This window comes from Streptomyces sp. CNT372 (assembly GCF_000377145.1).
Genome location: NZ_KB897777.1, coordinates 1 through 18,466, shown reverse-complemented (window position 1 = coordinate 18,466; position 18,466 = coordinate 1). Strand labels below are relative to the sequence as shown.

General features: G+C 74.6%; 8 protein-coding genes. All 8 read left to right on the top strand.

Annotated features, from left to right (window positions below; genetic code table 11):
* The first annotated feature begins 173 nt into the window (after positions 1-173).
* Positions 174-5,540, top strand: a complete 5,367-nt coding sequence (locus C593_RS0102725) for a non-ribosomal peptide synthetase (protein ID WP_018845778.1) — start codon at positions 174-176, stop codon at positions 5,538-5,540.
* A gap of 97 nt (positions 5,541-5,637) precedes the next feature.
* A complete protein-coding gene (locus C593_RS0102720; RefSeq protein ID WP_018845777.1) occupies positions 5,638-6,954 on the top strand; it encodes a cation:proton antiporter domain-containing protein in 1,317 nt (438 codons plus the stop codon).
* 142 nt (positions 6,955-7,096) lie between these two features.
* Entirely contained in the window at positions 7,097-8,443 is a 1,347-nt protein-coding gene (locus tag C593_RS0102715) for a serine hydroxymethyltransferase (RefSeq protein WP_018845776.1), read from the top strand.
* The gene (gene sbnA / locus C593_RS28670; RefSeq protein WP_018845775.1) at positions 8,440-9,474 is read left to right on the top strand and encodes a 2,3-diaminopropionate biosynthesis protein SbnA; all 1,035 of its coding nucleotides are present in this window, start codon (positions 8,440-8,442) and stop codon (positions 9,472-9,474) included. Before C593_RS0102715 ends, sbnA begins: the two co-directional genes overlap by 4 nt.
* Before the next feature lie 126 nt (positions 9,475-9,600).
* Positions 9,601-10,665, top strand: coding sequence for a 2,3-diaminopropionate biosynthesis protein SbnB (gene sbnB, locus C593_RS0102705; protein WP_018845774.1), 1,065 nt, complete (start codon positions 9,601-9,603; stop codon positions 10,663-10,665).
* An 8-nt stretch (positions 10,666-10,673) separates the two neighbouring features.
* Positions 10,674-10,883 (top strand): MbtH family protein, encoded by a 210-nt coding sequence (locus C593_RS0102700; RefSeq protein WP_018845773.1) that lies wholly within the window; start codon positions 10,674-10,676, stop codon positions 10,881-10,883.
* A complete protein-coding gene (locus C593_RS0102695; RefSeq protein ID WP_018845772.1) occupies positions 10,880-15,469 on the top strand; it encodes a non-ribosomal peptide synthetase in 4,590 nt (1,529 codons plus the stop codon). Before C593_RS0102700 ends, C593_RS0102695 begins: the two co-directional genes overlap by 4 nt.
* 268 nt (positions 15,470-15,737) lie before the next feature.
* On the top strand, positions 15,738-18,466 hold a 2,729-nt coding region (locus C593_RS28665; protein WP_037744682.1), incomplete at its 3' end, for an amino acid adenylation domain-containing protein.

The following is an 18,466-nucleotide window of genomic DNA, read 5'->3' as shown; positions in this document are numbered from 1 at the left end:
CCCCGGCGCCGTCCCCCACCCACCACCCACCACCCATCTCCCACGACCCACCGCACATCGGCCCGCGCCCGGGCCCGCTACGGCGCGTACCGGCGTGTGCTCCGCCGTGCGCCCGTGCCCACCCGAACGACCGCGTAACGACCGCGTCATGACCGCGTGAGGAAGCCCCTGCCATGGATCTGCTGGACAAGACGGCCCCGCCGGTGGACCGCGCCGTGCGGCTCGCCCCGACCTTCGTGGACGTGGTGACCGAGCGCGCCGCCCTGAGCGACGGCACGGCCTACACCTTCGTCAGCCCCGACCGGGCGGAGCGCCCGTCGCTGACCTTCCCGGCGCTCGACGCCCGGGCGCGGTCGGTGGGCGCGATGCTGGCGGAGCGGGGTCTGGCCGGGGAACGGGTCCTGGTGCTGCTGCCGCCCGGCCTGGACTACGTCGCGGCGTTCCTCGGCTGCCTGTACGCCGGGGCCGTCGCCGTCCCGCTGTATCCGCCCAGCGGCGGCAAGTACTCCGCCCGGCACCTCGCCGTGCTGGCCGACTCGGCGCCCGCCGCGGCGCTGGTGCCCGGCGCCGATCTCGGGCGCGGCGCCGAACTGACCGCCGAACTGGGCGCACCGGGGCTGGTGCTGCTCTCGGTGGACGGCGAACTCCCGGACCCGGACGGCTGGCGGCGGCCGGACGTCGACGGCGACGGCGTCGCCTTCCTCCAGTACACCTCCGGCTCCACCGGCACGCCGCGCGGTGTACGGGTGACGCACCGGAACCTGGTCGTCAACTCCGCCCAGATCCAGGAGCGTTTCGGCTCCGGCCCGGACACGGGGGTGGTCAGCTGGCTGCCGCCGTACCACGACATGGGGCTGATCGGCGGCATCCTCCAGCCCGTCTACGCGGGTGCGCCCGCCACCCTGCTCTCCCCGACCGCGTTCATCACCCGCCCGCTGCTGTGGCTGGAGCTGATGTCCGAGCAGGGCGCGGTGATCAGCGGCGGCCCCAACTTCGCCTACGACCTGTGCGTGGACCGCATCCCGGCGGAGCGGCTGGCGGGGCTCGACCTGTCGCGCTGGCGGGTCGCCTTCAACGGCGCGGAGCCGGTGCGCGCCTCGACGCTGGAGCGGTTCGCCGAGCGGATGGCGCCGTCCGGCTTCCGCCGTGAGGCGTTCTTCCCCTGCTACGGCCTGGCCGAGGCGACCCTCATGGTCTCCGGCCGCCGGGTGGGCGGGGAAGAGGTCGCCCGGACCTTCGACGCGGACAGCCTCGGTCCCGGCCGGCGCCCCGAGCCCGCGCCCGGCGGTCTCCCGGTCGTCGACTGCGGACCGGTTGCCGAGGCGCTGGACGTGGTCGTCGCCGACGCCGAGCGGGGTGCGGCCTGCGCTCCCGGAACCGTCGGCGAGATCTGGGTGTGCGGCGAGAACGTCGCGGACGGCTACTGGGGCCGTCCCGTCCCGGACGGGACCTTCGGCGCCGTGCTCCCCGGCGACACGCGCTCCTATCTGCGCACGGGCGACTACGGGTTCCTGAGCGACGGCCGCCTGTACGTCACCGGCCGCAGCAAGGACCTCATCGTGGTCCGGGGCCGCAACCACTACCCGCAGGACCTGGAGACCACCGCGCTCGCCGCCCACGCCACGCTGCGGCGCGGGGCCGCCGCCTTCGGCGTGGAGCGGAACGGGCGCGAGGAGGTCTGCCTCGTCCTGGAGACGGCCCACGGCCATGTGACCGAGCAGGCCGAGGAGGTGGTCGGCGCCGTCCGCGCGGCCCTGGTCCGGGACCACGGCGTCACCCCCGGGTCGGTCGTCCTCGTACGGCCGGGCGTGATCCCCCGCACCACGAGCGGCAAGATCCAGCGCTCGGCGGCGCGGGCGGCCCTCGCCGAGGGCGCGATGAAGGTCGCACACCGGTCGGACACTGCCCCGGCCACGGCCACGGCACCCTCCTCGGCACCCTCCGCCCCGGTGGCGGACGCGACCACGGACCCGGCCGGCGGCGGTGACCTGCGCGCCGTGGTCACCGGGCTCGCCGGCCGCCGGCTCGGCGTCCGGGTGGACCCGGCGGCGCCGCTGGTCGCCCAGGGCCTGGACTCGCTCGCCGCGGTGGAGCTGCAGGCGGCCGTCGCCGAGGCGACGGGCGTGGAACTCTCCCTGGAGGAACTGCTCGCCGGAGCCTGTGTCGACGCCCTGACCCTCACCGCCCCCGCCGCGCCGGTCCGCGCCCCGGGAGCCACCGGGGACGCGGGGGACGCCGGACACGCGGGGCCCACCGGCAGCACCGGTGACACCGCACCCCCCGCCCCGGACGGCCGGCTGCCCCTGGCGCCCAGCCAGCAGTCCATGGTCTTCCTGGAGCAGCAGCACCCCGGCACCTCCGCCCTCCACATCTCGGTGGCCGTGCGGCTGCTGTCGCCCGTCGCTCCGGACGCCCTCGGCCGCGCCTTCCAGCAGCTCGTCGACCGGCATCCCGTGCTGCGCACCGCCCTGCGCTGGGCGGACGGCGAGCCCTACCAGACCGTGCTCCCCTCCCGGACCGCCGACTTCACGGTCGAGGACGCCCGCGCGTGGGACGACGACACCCTCGCCGCCCGGCTGGAGAGGAGCGCCGAGAGCCCGTTCGCCCTCGACGAGGGCCATGTGCTGCGCGCCCTCCTGCTCCGCCGCGCGGACGGCGACGTGCTGTCGCTGACGCTGCACCATGTGGCCGCCGACATGTGGTCCATGGCACTGCTGACGGAGGAACTGGCCCGGCTCCTCGCCCATGAGGCGGGCCGGGGCCCCGCCCTGCCCGAGCCGCCGGAAGCCGCCCACCCCGCGTCGGCCGCCCGCCGGCAGCGCCTGCTGGAGTCCCCGCGCGGCGAACGCCTGCGGGAGTACTGGGACACGGCCCTCGCCGGCTGCGAGCCGGTCCTGGAACTCCCCGCCGACCGGCCCCGGCCGCCCGTGCAGAGCCTGCGCGGCGACACGGTGACCTTCACCCTGGACCCGGCCGTCACCCGGGAGCTGCGCCGGCGGGCGGAGGCCGAGGACACCACCCTCTTCGTCACCCTGCTGTCCGTCTTCCAGGTCCTGCTGCACCGCTTCACCGGGCAGGACGACTTCCTGGTCGGCGTGCCCGGCTCAGGACGTCACGACGCCGCCCTGCAGCGGGTGATCGGCTACTTCGTCAACCCCCTCCTCGTCCGTGCCACGGTGACGGAGGAGGCCACCTTCGCCCAGCGGGTGCGTGAGACCCGGCAGGCCGTGGTCGGCGCGCTGGCCCACCAGGAGATGCCCTTCCCCGAGCTGGTGCGCCGCCTGGGACTCCAGCGCGACGCCTCCCGGTCGCCCGGCTACCAGGTCATGTTCAGCCTGACCAACGCCCATCTGGCGGGACTTGAGGGCCTCGGCGCCCTCCAGACCGGCCGGGGCGGGGTCCGTACCCGCCTCGGCGGTCTCGACGTGGAGTCCGTGGCGGTGGCCCGCCACAGTGCCCAGACGGACCTGGGGATGACCCTCGGCGAGACGGACGGCGCCCTCGAAGGCGTGATCACCTACTGCACCGATCTGTTCGACCGTCAGACGGTGGAACGGTTCGCCGCCCACTTCGGGGCCCTCGCGGCCCAGGTGTCCGCCGCACCGGACGAGCCGCTGCGGCTGCTGCCGAACGCCTCGGCCGCCGAGGAGCGCGACGTCGCCTCCTGGAACGAGACCGCCACCGGCTACCCGCGCGAGAGCACGCTGACCGAGCTGTTCGCCGAGCACGTCCGCAGGACCCCGGACGCTCCCGCCCTCGTGTACGGCGAACACCGCAGCACCTACCGGGAGCTGGACCGCCGCGCCAACGCCCTGGCCGCCCGGCTGCGGGACCTGGGCGTCGGCCCGGAGACCCTGGTCGGTCTGCACGTGGACCGGGACCCGGCGGTCGTCGTCGCCATGCTGGCCGTGGTGAAGGCGGGCGGCGCCTATCTGCCCCTCGACCCTGGCCACCCCCCGCGGCGGCTGAGGCAGATCCTCGACGAGGCACGGCCCGCGGTCCTGCTGACCCCCTCCGGCGACCGGCCCGCGGGCATGGAGTGGGACGCTCCGGTGGTCTCCGTCGACGCCTTCATGGGACCCGAGGTCGCCGGGGACCCCGCCCACGACGCGGCCGTCGACCCGGGGACCGTGCCCGGCTCCCTGCTCTACGTGATGTACACCTCGGGGTCCTCCGGCCGGCCCAAGGGCATCTGCATCACCCACCGCAACGTGATCCGGCTGGTGCGGGACACCAACTTCGTCCGCATCGAGCCCGGCGACCGGATGGCGCAGATCTCCAACGCCGCCTGGGACGCCGCCACCCTGGAGATCTGGGGCGCCGTGCTGAACGGCGCGGTCCTGCACGGGTTCGACCAGGCGACCGTCCTCAACCCGCCCCGGCTGGGGGAGGCCCTGCGCGAGGCCCGCGCGGACACCGTCGTCTTCGCGACGCCCCTGTTCACGGAGGTCGCCGCCTACGACCCGACGGTCTTCGCCGGCGCCCGGGAACTCGTCGTCGGCGGCGACACCATGGACCCGAAGCGGGCCAGGGAGGTCGTCGACCTCGGCGGGCCGCTCCTCATCAACGACTTCGGGCCGACCGAGTCGACCAGCATCGCCGCCACCTTCGAGGTCCGCGAGGTGCCCGAGGGCACCTGGCGGGTGCCGATCGGCCGGCCGATCGCGAACACCCGCGTGTACGTGCTGGACGCGTGGCTGCGTCCGGTGCCGGTGGGTGTGCCGGGTCAGCTCTTCATCGGCGGGGACGGCCTCGGACGCGGCTACCTCGGCCGGCCCGCGCAGACCGCGGGCGTCTTCCTGCCCGACCCGTTCGGCGACGAGCCGGGCGCGCGGATGTACGCCACGGGCGACCAGGTGCGCTGGCTGCCGGGCGGGACCCTGGACTTCCTCGGGCGGATCGACTTCCAGGTCAAGATCCGCGGCTACCGGATCGAACTGGGCGACATCGACTCCGCCGTGCTCGCCCACCCCGGGGTGCGGGAGTCGCTGACCGTGGTCGACGAGAGCGCCGGACACAAGCGCCTCGTCGGGTACTACGCCGGGACGCCGTCCCCGCGGGAGCTGGCCGGGTACCTGACGGACTGGCTGCCGCGGTACATGATCCCCCCGGTCCTGCTGCGCCTGGCGGAACTGCCGAAGAACCCCAACCGGAAGATCGACCGGGCCGCGCTGCCCGAGCCGCCCGCCGGAGCGGCGGCCCGGGCGGCGGGCGCCACGGACGGACTGACGCCCCTGGAGCGGGAGATCACCACCCTGCTCGCCGAGGTGCTGGGCGTGCCGGAGGTCGCGGCGGACGACGACTTCTTCGACATCGGCGGCCATTCGCTGCTGGCCATCCGGCTCACGGCCCGGCTGCGCGAACGGCACGGCGTGGAGATCGACCTCAACGCCTTCTTCCACGAGCCGACCGCCCGCGGCGCCGCCCGCTGCGTCCAGGAACTGCTGGACGCGGGGCAGACCGTGGCGGCCCCGGCGGCTCACGCCGGCCCCGTGGCCCTGCCCCGCGCCCGCTACGCGCGGAGCGCTCCCGGCGCCTGACGCGTGCCGGCGTCCGCCGCCCGCGGACGCCGGCGCCCCGAGACCGCGACGGGCCGCCACGGCCCGGACATTCCCAGACAGAGAGGTGGTGCGGGCCATGGCCGGCCCCGGAACAGAGGGTGAGACCATCACGACGATGGTGATGGCGGGCACCGCGGTCATCCTGATCGCCGGCGTGGTGCTGCGGCGGCTGGCGATCCGGGCACGGCAGCCCGCCGTCGTCGGAGAGATCTTCGCGGGCCTGGTGCTGGGCCCGTCCCTGCTCGGCCTCCTCCCGGGGAATCCCACGGAGGTGCTGTTCCCGACCGAGGTGCGCCCCTACCTGTCCGTGCTCGCCCAGGTGGGCGTGGTGCTGTTCGTGTTCCTCATCGGCTGGGAGTTCAACGCCGGTCTGCTGCAGGGGCGTCGGCGCGTCGTCGTGGGCGTCTCGGTGTCGGCGACCGCCGTACCGTTCCTGCTCGGGCTGCCGCTGGCGCTGCTGCTCTACCGCGAGCACGGTGTGGTGGACGGTGAGCGCGTGGCGCAGGTGCCGTTCGCCCTCTATATCGGCGTGGTCATGTCCATCACCGCGTTCCCGGTGCTGGCGAAGTTCCTGGCGGACCGGCGGATGCAGCACTCGCCGGTGGGCGTGATGGCCCTGGCCTGCGCCGCCTTCGGGGACGCCGTCGCCTGGTGTGTGCTCGCGGTGGTGGTGGTCGTCGTGACCGCCGGGTCGATGCTCGGTGTGGCCGCGATGGCCGGCTGGCTGCTGCTCTTCCTCGCGGTGATGGCCCTGGCCGTCCGGCCGCTGCTCGGGCGCCTGGTGGAGCGGATGAGCGCGGGCGGCGGGGCGCCGTACCTCTCGGCCGTGGTGGGCGCCGGGGTGTTCCTCTCCGCGTGCGCCACGACGTGGATCGGCGTGCACGCCATCTTCGGCGCCTTCGTCTTCGGCCTCTGCATGCCCCGGCCGGTCAAGCCCATGGTCCAGAAGCACGCGCTGGAACCCATCGAGCAGGTGGCGACCTTCCTGCTGCCGGTCTTCTTCATCGTGGTGGGCATGTCCATCGACCTGCGGACCCTGTCCGCCGGCAACACGGTCGAGATGCTGCTCGTCCTCCTCGTCGCCTGCGGCGGCAAGCTGCTCGGCACCATCGCGCCGGCCCGGCTGTTCGGGCTGTCCTGGCAGCAGAGCGGCACGCTCGGCCTGCTGATGAACATGCGCGGGCTGACCGAGCTGATCGTCCTCGACATCGGCGTCCAACTGGGCCTGCTGAGCCGGCAGATGTACACCATGATGGTCGTGATGGCCCTGCTCACCACCTGTCTTCCGGGCCTGGTCATCCGCCGCGACGGCGACCCCACCCCGTTGGACCCGGTGCCGGAGCCGCCCGCCGCGCCCCGGCCCGCGCCGGCGCCCGTGCCGCAGAAGGTCTGACCCTCCCGCACGGCTCCCGTACCCGTCCTCGCGCCCGCACCCGTCCTCGCGCCCGCACCCGATTCGCACCCGTCCGTGACCACACGGGCCACCCCTGCGTGCCCGTGCGCACACCCGACTCCGCCCAAGGAGCTGCCCGATCATGCTCGCCACCGAAGAATTCGCCCGCCACGCGGCCCGGTTGCTGGTGGCGGACGACGAGGACCTCGTCTCCGCCATCGAGCAGGAGAACGCCCGCCAGCAGAACTCGCTGATGCTGGTCGCCTCCTCCTCCGTCACCGACCCGTCGGTCCTGGCCTGCCTCGCCACCTCCTCCATGAACGTCACCGCCGAGGGGTACCCCGGCGCCCGCTACCACGCGGGCTGCGAGGCGATCGACCCCATCGAGCAACTGGCCGTCGACCGCGCCCGGGCCCTGTTCGGCGCCCGGTACGCCAATGTGCAGCCGCACTCGGCGACCACCGCCAACTACGCCGTGCTCTCCGCCCTGATGGACCCGGGTGACGTCGTCCTCGGCATGCGGCTCAACCACGGCGGCCACCTCACCCACGGCTACGGCGTCGCCTACTCCGGCACGTACTTCACCGCCGTCAACTACGGCCTCGACGAGCACGGCCGGATCGACTACGAGGAGGTCGCCGCCCTCGCCGAGGCCCACCGGCCCAAGCTGATCGTCTGTGGCGCGACCGCGTACCCGCGGACCGTCGACTTCGCCCGCTTCCGCGCCATCGCGGACAGCGTCGGCGCCCTGCTGATGGCCGACATCTCGCACATCGCCGGCCTGGTCGCCGCGGGACTGCACCCCAGCCCGGTCGACCACGCCCACATCACCACGACCTGCACGCACAAGCAGCTCGCCGGACCGCGCGGCGGGATCATCCTGTCCGGGCGGGACGCGGACACCGTGCTCCCCGGCACCGGCCGCACCATCGCCAAAACCCTGGACCGCGCGGTCTTCCCCTTCTTCCAGGGCGCCCCGGTCCTGCCCGCGATCGCCGCCAAGGCCCGCGCCTTCGCCCTCGCCGCGACCGACTCCTACCGGGCCACGGCGCAGCGCATCCTGGACGACTCCGCCGCCCTGGCCGCCGAGCTGACGGCGCTCGGCCACGACGTGGTGACCGGCGGCAGCGACAACCACATCGTCCTGCTCGACCTGACCCGCGACGGCGTCAGCGGCATCGCCGCCGAACGCGCCCTGGAGTCCATCGGCATCGTCGTCAACAAGAACCGCATCCCCGGCGACAGCCGGCCGGCCACGGTCACCAGCGGTGTGCGCATCGGCACCAACGCCGTCGCCCAGCGCGGTCTCGGTCCCGCCGAGATGCGGGTCTGCGCCCGCATCATCCACTCCGTCCTCACGGCCATGCGCCCGGTCGGGGAACGGGACTTCACCCTGGACGAGTTCACCGCCGCCGGGCTGCGCGCCGAGGTGGAGAAGCTGGCCGCCCAGTTCCCGCTGCCGCGCTACCTTCCGGGGGGCCGCTCGTGAACGCCCTGGCCAAGCGCCTGGAGATGATCGGCGCCTCCGTCGGACACACCCCGCTGCTGTCCCTGCCGGACGACCGGATGAGCCTCTTCGCCAAGCTGGAGTACGCCAACCCCAACGGCAGCACCAAGGACCGCTCCGCCTACTGGATCCTCAAGAAGGCGGTCGAACGCGGCGAGATCACCGAACGCACCACCGTGGTCGAGTCCTCGTCGGGGAACTTCGCCTCCTCCCTCGCCGCGTTCTGCCGTTCGCTCGGCATCCGTTTCGTCCCCGTCATCGACGCCAACTGCAACGCGCTCACCGAGGCGGTCCTGCGCTCCTGCTGCGAGCGCGTCGAGAAGATCATGGACCCCGGCCGCGACGGCTTCCTGCCGGCCCGGCTGGCCCGCGTCGCCGAACTGTGCGACGAGATCGGAGACGTCTACTGGACCAACCAGTACGCCAACCTCGACGCGGCGGACGCCCACTACGAACTGACGGGCGGTGAGCTGAGCGGCGCGCTGTCGCACATCGACCACCTCTTCGTCGGCGTCGGCACCGGCGGCACCATCGCCGGTCTGTCCCAGCGGGTGAAGCACCAGTTCCCCGGTGTCAACGTCGTCGCCGTGGACGTCCTCGGCTCGGTCGCCCTCGGCGGGGAGCCGGGCCGGCGCTACATCCCCGGACTTGGGTCGAGCATCGTGCCCCCACTGGTGGGCAAGGCCGTCATCGACGACGTCGTCCGCGTCAGCGAGTACGAGACGGTCCTCGGCTGCCGCGCCCTGTACGAGGAGCACGGCCTGTTCGCGGGCGGGTCGACCGGCAGCGTCTACGCCGCGATGAACCGGTACTTCATCGACAACCCGCCTCCCGCCGGACGGCGGCCCACCACGGTCTTCCTCTGCGCCGACCGCGGTGTGCCCTACGCGCGGACCGTCTACGACCCCGCCTGGGTGGAGCGCACCCTCGCCCCGCACCGGGCCGCCGTCCCGCCCCGCGCGCCGGCCGTCCCCGGCCTCCCCGTCCCGCAGGGCGTCGCGGCGGCCGTCTGACCCCGGCCGCCGCCCGCACCCCACGTACTCCCCGCACCGCCACGCACGACCACGCACTTCCCGCACCGCCACGCACTTCCGCGCCGCCCACAAACGGTGCCGCCCCGCCCGTACGAAAGGAACCCCGTGCCCGAGCGCACCCCCCATTCCCCGCCGTCCCTCACCTTCGTCACCGAGGCCGCCGTCACGGCGCAGATCGAGGGCAGCCGGGAGGAATGCGTCGACCTCGTGCGGCGCGCCTACCTCACCCACGACAGCGGTGACAGCGTCAACCCGCAGAGCGGCTTCCTCCGCTTCCCCGACAACCCGCGGGCCCGCATCATCTCCCTGCCGGCCCACCTGGGCGGGGAGTTCGGCGTCGCCGGACTGAAGTGGATCGCCAGCTACCCCGACAACCCGCGCACCCACGGCATCCCGCGCGCCTCGGCGGTCCTCCTCCTCAACGACCCCGACACGGGCTACCCGGCCGCCTGCCTGGAGTCCTCCGTGATCTCCGCCACCCGCACCGCCGCGTCCGCGGTCCTCGCGGCCCAGACCCTGAGCGGCGGGCGCGACGCCCGCCGTATCGGCATCGTCGGGACCGGCCTGATCGCCCGCCACGTCTGGCGCTTCCTGCGCGACCTGGAGTGGAAGACCGGCGGGTTCACCCTGTACGACCTCGACCCCGAGGCGGCGCGCGCCTTCGGCGAGGAGATCACCGCCGAGGGCGCCCCCGAGTACTCCGTCGCCGACGAAGCGGGTCAGGCGTTCACCGAGTGCGATCTCGTCGTCCTCACCACCGTCGCCGGAGAACCCCACATCCACGACCCGGGCCTGCTCGACCACGCACCCCTCGTGCTGCACCTCTCGCTGCGCGACCTCGCCCCCGAGCTGGTGCTCGCCGCCCAGAACATCACGGACGACACCGACCACGCCCTGCGCGAGCGGACCTCCCTGCACCTGGCCGAGCAGCGGAGCGGGGACCGGGACTTCGTCACCGGCACCCTCGCCGACGTCCTGACCGGCCGGGTCGGGATCGACCGCTCCCGCCCCGTCGTCTTCTCGCCCTTCGGGCTCGGCGTCCTGGACCTGGCCGTCGGCTCCTGGGTGCTGGACCGTGCCCGCGCGGCCGGCACCGGGCACCGGGTCGACGACTTCTTCGCATCCACCGCCACCACCGCCACCACCGCCACCACCGCCACCACCAAGTGAGGCAGCACATGAGCAGCAGCGACACCGTCCGCTTCCGCGTCGTCGTCAACCACGAGGAGCAGTACTCCGTCTGGTTCACCGAGCGCCCGCTCCCGGCCGGATGGACCGAGACCGGCGTGAGCGGCACCCGCGAGGAGTGCCTGGCGCACATCGCCGAGGTCTGGACCGACCTCACCCCCCGCTCGGTGCGTGAGGCACGCGGGAGCGCCGCGGCATGAACGACCTCGACACCCGGATAGCCGGGCTCACCCCGGCCAGGCAGGCCCTTCTCACCCGCCTGCTGCGGGAGCGGCGCGCCGCCGGGCGTCCCCGCGTCACCCGCAGCGGCGACGACGGACCGGCGCCCCTGTCCGCCGCCCAGCGGCAGTTCTGGGTCCTGTGGCAGCAGGACCCGGAACGCTCCGGCGTCTACAACGTGCCCATGGCCCTGCGGCTGCGCGGCGCGGTCAACGCGGGCGCCTTCGACCTCGCCCTGCGCCGGATCGTGGAGCGCCACGCCATCCTGCGCACCCGCTACGCGGACGGCCCGGACGGGCCCGTCGCGGTGGCCCAGCCGGACGCCGCCGGCTTCTCCCTCGCCACCGAGGACGTCACCGGCCTGCCCGCCGGGGAGCGGGAGGAGGCCGCCCGCGCGATCGTGGACCGCTGGGCCGCGTACGACTTCGACCTCGCCGCGGAACTCCCGGTGCGCGCGGTGCTGATCCGGCTCGGCGAGGAGGACCAGGTCCTGGCCGTCGTGGTGCACCACATCGCCACCGACGGCGCCTCCGTGGAGATCCTGTTCCGCGAGTTCGCCGCCCTCTGCGGCGGGCCGGCGGACCTGCCCGAACTCCCCGTCCAGTACGCCGACTACGCCCGCTGGCAGCAGTCCGCCGCGGGCACCGAACGCCTCGGCCAGGGACTCGACTTCTGGGCGGCCTGGCTGGAGGGCGCGGACACCTCCCTCGACCTGCCCACCGACCGGCTCCGCCCGGCCGGGGCCCGCCGCGACGGAGGCCGCCGCAGGCGCAGGCTCTCCCCCGGACTCGCGGCCCGGATCCACGCGTTCTCGCGTGAGCAGGGCGCCACACCGTTCATGACCCTGCTCACCGGTCTCGGCCTGGTGCTGCGCCGCTACAGCGGCAAGAACGACTTCCTCGTCGGCACTCCCGCGATGAACCGCCCCGCCGACGGCACCGAGAACCTCATCGGCTGCTTCGCCAACACCCTGGCGCTGCGGCTCCGGTTCGACGGCGCGGACACGGCGTCCGGGGCCCTGCGCCGCATCCGGGACGACGTCACGGCCGCCTTCGAGTACCAGGACGTGCCCTTCGAGAAGGTGGTCGCCCGGACCAGCCCCGAGCGCAGCGCGGACGCCAACCCGCTGTTCCAGGTCATGTTCGTGTACCAGCACGTCGGCGGCGGGATCGGGGTGCCCGGGGTCGAGGCGGAGACCTTCGACACCCACAACGGCACCGCCAAGTTCGACCTCGACCTCTCGCTCCTGGACGGCCCCGACGGCATCGAGGTGTCCTGTGAGTACGACGCCGGGATCTTCACCGCGCCCCGGGTCGACCGCATGCTCGCCCACCTGGAGCAGGCCCTCCTCACCCTGATCGACACGCCCGCCACGACCGTCGCCGACCTCGGCGTGCTCACCGCGGAGGAGGAGGGCCGCGCCGCCCTGGAGTGGAACGCCACCGGCGCCGAGTACCCCCGGGACCGCACCCTGCCGGACCTCTTCGCCGAGCAGGCCGCCGCGCGCCCCGACGCCCCCGCGGTCCGCACGCCCTCGGGCACCGTCACCTACGGCGAACTGGACCGCACCACCTCCCGTATCGCCCGGCTCCTCGGCGGACGCGGCGCGGGCCCCGGCGGGGTCGTCGCCGTGGCCGTCGAACGGACCGCCGAGCTGCCGGCCGCCGTGCTCGGCGTCCTGCGCACGGGAGCCGCCTATCTGCCCGTCGACCCCGAGCAGCCCGCCGAGCGGCTGGCCATGATGCTCCGGGACGCCGCCGTGCGGGCCGTCGTCACCACCTCCTCGGTCGCGGGCCGGCTGCCGGCCGTGGACGCGCCGGTGGTCGTGCTCGACGACGAGGCCGTGCGCGCCGAACTGGCCCTGCTGGCGGACACCCCCGTGCCCTGCCCGGCCCGCGCGGACGACCTCTGCTACATGATCTTCACCTCGGGGTCCACGGGGCGGCCCAAAGGAGTCCTGCTGGACCACCGCGGCCGGGTGAACAACTTCACCGACTTCAACCGGCGTTTCCGCGTCGGCCCCGGTGACGCCGTGCTGTCGGTGTCCTCCCTGGGCTTCGACATGACCGCGTACGACCTCCTCGGCACCCTGATCACCGGCGCCTGCGCCGTCCTGCCCGGCCCCGACCGGGACCGCGACCCCGGCCACTGGCTCGACCTGATGCGGGAGCACCGGGTCACCGTCTGGCACTCCGTCCCCGCCCTCCTCGGCCTGCTGCTCGACGGCATGGACGACCTCGGCGTGGCGGCCCTGCCGGACCTGCGGGTCGTCCTCCTCGGCGGCGACTGGATCCCCGTCGCCCTGCCGGACCGGCTGCGCGCCCGGGCCGCGGGGGCCCGGGTGATCAGCCTGGGCGGCGCGACCGAGGCGTCGATGGACTCCACGATCTTCGAGATCGAACAGGTCGACCCCGGCTGGCAGAGCATCCCCTACGGCGTCCCCATGGCGAACCAGACGGCCTATGTCACCGACGCCGACCTGCGGCTCGTCCCCCAGGGCGTGCCGGGGGAGCTGTACCTCGGCGGGACCGGACTCGCCTGGGGCTACGCCGGCGCGCCCGCGCAGAGCGCCGACCGGTTCCTGCCGAACCCGTTCAGCGGGACCCCGGGCGACCGGATGTACCGCACCGGGGACCTCGCGCGCTACCGCCCCGACGGCAGCCTCGAACTCCTCGGCCGGGCCGACTTCCAGGTCAAGATCGCGGGCCACCGCATCGAGCTGGGCGAGGTGGAGGCCGCGCTGCGGGACCAGCCCGGGGTGCGCCAGGCCGTCGCCGCCGCCGTCACCACCGACGGCCGCCGCCAGCTCGTGGGCTACGTCGTCACAGAGGAGGACGCCGGGCCGGTCGACGAGGCGGCCGTCCGCGCACGGCTGGCGGCCCGGCTGCCCCGCTACATGGTCCCCGCGGCCCTGGTGGAACTGGAGCGCCTGCCCCTCTCGCCCAACGGCAAGGTCGACCGCGGCCGGCTCCCCGCCCCCGACGCGCCCGCCGCGACGCCGGGGCCCGCCGGCCGCCCCCCGGCCACACCCACCGAGCTGCTGCTCGCGGGCGTCTGGGAGGAACTCCTGGGGATCACCGGGATCGGCGCCACGGACGGCTTCTTCGCCCTCGGCGGCGACTCGGTGACCTGTATCCGCATGGTCACCCGGGCCCAGGCGGCCGGTCTCGCCGTCACCCCCCGGATGGTGTTCCAGAACCAGACCGTCGAGGACCTCGCCCGTGCCGTCGACGCGTCCGCCGCCGCCCGCCCGACGGGCACCGGCACGCCGGCACCGGCCGCCGCGCCGGACAGCGCCCCGGCGGGCCGCTACGGGCTCGCGCCCATCCAGCGCCATATGCTCACCACCGCCCACCGGCACCCGTTCCCCGGCCTGTACGTCATCCAGTCGGGCTTCGCCCTGCCAGGCCGGCTGGACGAGGACGCCTTCCACAAGGCGTGGCAGTGGCTCTTCGACCGCCACCCCGTGCTCCGCACCTCCTACGAGGGCCTGGACGGCGACACCCCGGTGCAGGTCGTCGCCGACCACGTCGAGCCCTGGTTCGAGGAGCGCGACCTGCGCGGGCTGGACGCGGCGGAGCAGGAGCGCCGCATGCTGGCCGAGCTGGACGAGCTGCGGCTCTCCGGGTTCGACCTCGGCCGCCCGCCGCTGATCCGGATCATGCGCTACCGGCTGGCGGACGAGCTCCAGATCCTCGTCCAGCACCACCACTACAGCGTCCTCGACGGCTGGTCCTGCATGCGCCTGCGGCAGGAACTCCTCCTCGCCTACCAGGCGTTCGCCACCGGCACCGAGCCCGGGGCCGCGCCCGCCCGCCCGTTCTCCGAGCACGTCGCCTGGGTGGAGAGCCAGGACCGGGACGCGGCGCTCGCCCACTGGGACGAGCTGCTGGCGGACAGCGCCGGCCCCTGGGCCACCGCCCCGGAGCGCGACCACGGCCGGCCGGTCCAGGTGCAGCGCGCGCTGGACCCGGAGCTCACCGACCGCCTCGACCGGGCGGCACGGCGCGCGGGCACCACCTACGCCACCTTCGCGCAACTGGCCTGGGCACGGGTGCTCGCGGACCGTGCGGGCACCGAGGACGTCGTCTTCGGTGTCACGACCAACGGCCGGCCCGCGACGGCCGAGGCCGAGGCGGCGGTGGGCCCGTTCATCAGCACCCTGCCGGTGCGCTTCCGCTTCCGGCCGGACGAGACCGTGACCGAGGCCGTGCGCCGGCTGCACCTCCAGCGCCTGGAGGCGGAGGAGCACGCCTGCGCCGAACTCGCGGCGATGACCGGCGGCCGGGCACTGGAGTCCGTCCTCGTCTTCGACAACTACCCCGTGGACGAGTCCCTCGGGGCCGTGTCGGAGGCCGTCGCCCCGGCGCACCCCCTGGCACAGCGTGGCTGGTCGGTGGCCCAGACCGAGTTCCCGGTCCGGGTGGACGTGCTGCGCGGCGCGGAGGACGCCCTCGTCCTCACCTTCGCGGGCGACCGGGAGCCGCCGGCCGACGCGGCCGTGCTCGCCGACCGGTGGACGGAGGTGCTGCGCGCGCTGGCCGAGGCGGCGGAACGCACGGCCTGAGCCGGACCGCCCCCACCCCCCCCCCACCGGCGCCGCGCGACGCGGGGGCCGGGGTCACCACCCCGCCCCCGCGGCCCCGGGCCCTCACCCTCCCGATACCGCCACCCGCCACCCGCGGCCCGACACGAGGCCCCGGGCACCCGAAACCGCCACCCACCCACCCTTCCGACAGCCGCCGTCGCGCCCGTCACCGCCACCGACCGCGCCGGCCCCCGACCCCACCCTTCGAGCGCCCGGCAGCACCGTGCGACGGAACAGCGAGGAACTCATGTCCGCAGATCAGGTCTATGTCATGCCTGCCTCCCCGGGCCAGCTCGGCCTGTGGCTGCTGGGCGAGCTGGAGCCGGAGTCGGCCGCCTACAACGTCCCCGTGGCCGTCCGCCTCACCGGCCCGCTGGACACCGGCGCGCTCGACGACGCCGTCCGGGCCCTCGGACGGCGCCACGAGATCCTGCGCACCACCTTCGGCACCGCCGACGGCGAGGTGTGCCAGTTCATCCACCCGGAGCCGGGGTGGCGGACGGAGCACGTCCGTCTCGACCACCTGACCCACGAGGCCGCCGAGAAGGAGTGCCGCAGGGACGCCGCCGCCCGCGCCGCCACCCCCTTCGACCTCGCCGCCGGACCGCTGCTGCGCCCGGTGCTCTACCGGCTCGCCGAGCACGACCATGTGCTGCTGCTGGCCATGCACCACATCGTGACCGACGGCTGGTCCATGGGCGTCATCGTGTCCGAACTGCGGTCCCTCTACGCCGGACGGACGTCCGGCGGCGGCCCGGCACCCGCCCTCCCCGAACCCGCCCTCCAGTACGGCGACTTCGCCGTGTGGCACCGTGACTGGCTGGCCGGGGGCGTCGCCGGGCGCCAGCTCGGTCACTGGCGCGCCGACCTCGCCGACGACCTCGTCCTGGACCTGCCCACCGACCACCCCCGCCCCGCGACCCCGGCGCACCGCGGCGACAGGGTGACCACCGTGCTCTCCGAGCGCGCCACCGAGCAGCTCCGCGCCCTGGCCGCCGACCGCGGCACCGGCCTGTTCGCCGCCTTCCACACGGCCTTCGCCGCCACCCTCTCCCGCTACAGCGGTCAGCGCGAGATCAGGATCGGCGTCCCGACTGCGGGCCGTCACCACACGGGCACCGAGGGCCTGGTGGGCTTCTTCGCCAACACCCTCGTCGTCCGCTCCGAGATCGACCGCGGCGACGGCTTCCGCGCGCTGCTCGACCAGGTCCGGGGCCGCCTCGCCACCGCCCTGGGCAACGCCGACGTGCCCTTCGCGGAGGTCGTCCGCGCCCTCGGCCACGGCCAGGACCGGCCCGGTCAGCCGCTGTTCCAGGCGATGGTCGCCGAGGAGAACATGCCGCACGCCTTCGACCTCGCCCCCGGGCTGCGCGCGGAGCGCTTCGAACTCCCCAACGAGACGGCCAAGTTCGATCTGACCCTGTTCGTGGCGGACGATCCCGGCGGTGCCCGGCTCACTCTGGAGTACAGCACCGAGCTGTTCACCCGGCGGACCGCCGAACGTCTCCTGGACGCCGTGGTCGCCCTCGGCCTCAACGCCGTCAACCACCCCGACCGGCCGCTGCGCACCCTGACCACCGTCTCCGTCGAGGACCAGGTGCGGCTCTCCGGCTGGGCACGCGGGGGACCCGCCGCCGGTGACGGCACCGACGCCCTGGAGCTGTTCGAGCGGCACGCCGCCGCCCGCCCCGGTGACACCGCCGCCGTCGCCCCCGACGGCACCCGCACCGACTACGCGGCACTCGACGAGCAGGCCCGCCGGGTCGCGGCCGCGCTGCGCGCCGCGGGCGTGCGGCCCGGCCAGGTCGTCGGCGTCCTCCTGCCCCGTTCGGTGGACCTCGTCGCCGCGATGCTCGGCGCCTGGAAGTGCGGGGCCTCCTATCTGGCCCTGGACACGGCCCAGCCCGCCGAACGGCTCGCCGCCCTGGTCCGCGACGCCCACGCGGCCGTCGTCGTCGGCACCGGCGAGAAGGCCGCCCACGTCGCGGCGGACACGGTCCTCGTCGACGCCGGGGCGCTGCCCCCGGCCCCGGCCGACCCGGCGGACCTGCCCGGCGCCGGCCCCGCCGCCTATGTGCTCTACACCTCCGGCTCCACCGGACGCCCCAAGGGCGTGGTCGTGCCGCACCGCGGGCTGTCCCACTACCTGAGCTGGGCCACCGACGCGTACACGCCCGGCCGCGCCCCCGTCGCCCCGGTCCACTCCAGCGTCGCCTTCGACCTCGCGGTGACCAGCCTGTGGCTGCCGCTCGCCGCGGGCGGCACCCTCCACCTGGTCGGTGAGGAAGCCCCGCTGGACGGGCTGGTCGACGTGCTGACCGGCCCGGCCCGCCCCAACCTGGTCAAGCTCACCCCGGCCCACCTCCAGGCCCTGTGCAGGCTCCTCCCCGAGGGCGGCCTGAACCACCTGGAGGCCTGCTTCGTCGTCGGCGGCGAGGCACTTCCCACCGTCCTCGTCGACCGCTTCCGCGCCCTCGCGCCCGCGTCCACGGTCGTCAACGAGTACGGCCCCACGGAGACCGTCGTCGGCTGCGCCGTCCACACCCTCGCACCGGCCACGCCCCTGCCCGAACGCACCGGAGTCCCGGCGGGCCGGCCCATCGCCGGCACCTCCCTCTACGTCCTCGACGAGCGGATGGCCCCGGTGCCGGTGGGTGTTCCCGGCGAGCTGTACATCGGCGGCGTCCAGGTCGCCTGGGGCTACCTGGACGACGCGGTGCGCACGGCGGGGGCCTTCGTCCCGGACCCGTTCGGGTCGGTGCCGGGTGGTCGGCTGTACCGGACGGGTGACCTGGTGCGCTATCTCCCGGACGGGGAGCTGGAGTTCCTGGGCCGTCGCGACCATCAGGTGAAGGTCCGTGGTCAGCGGATCGAGCTGGGCGAGGTCGAGAACGCGCTGCGGGGCCTGGACGGGGTGATGGACGCGGTCGTCCTCGCCCGCCCGGACACGGCCGGCGCCACCGCCCTCGTCGGCTA

What these genes read in the sequence shown, in the direction of transcription:
- C593_RS0102700 (WP_018845773.1), top strand. Translation starts at nt 10,674, where the DNA reads ATGAGCAGCAGCGACACCGTCCGCTTCCGCGTCGTCGTCAACCACGAG.
- C593_RS0102720 (WP_018845777.1), top strand. Translation starts at nt 5,638, where the DNA reads ATGGCCGGCCCCGGAACAGAGGGTGAGACCATCACGACGATGGTGATG.
- C593_RS0102715 (WP_018845776.1), top strand. Translation starts at nt 7,097, where the DNA reads ATGCTCGCCACCGAAGAATTCGCCCGCCACGCGGCCCGGTTGCTGGTG.
- C593_RS0102695 (WP_018845772.1), top strand. Translation starts at nt 10,880, where the DNA reads ATGAACGACCTCGACACCCGGATAGCCGGGCTCACCCCGGCCAGGCAG.
- C593_RS0102725 (WP_018845778.1), top strand. Translation starts at nt 174, where the DNA reads ATGGATCTGCTGGACAAGACGGCCCCGCCGGTGGACCGCGCCGTGCGG.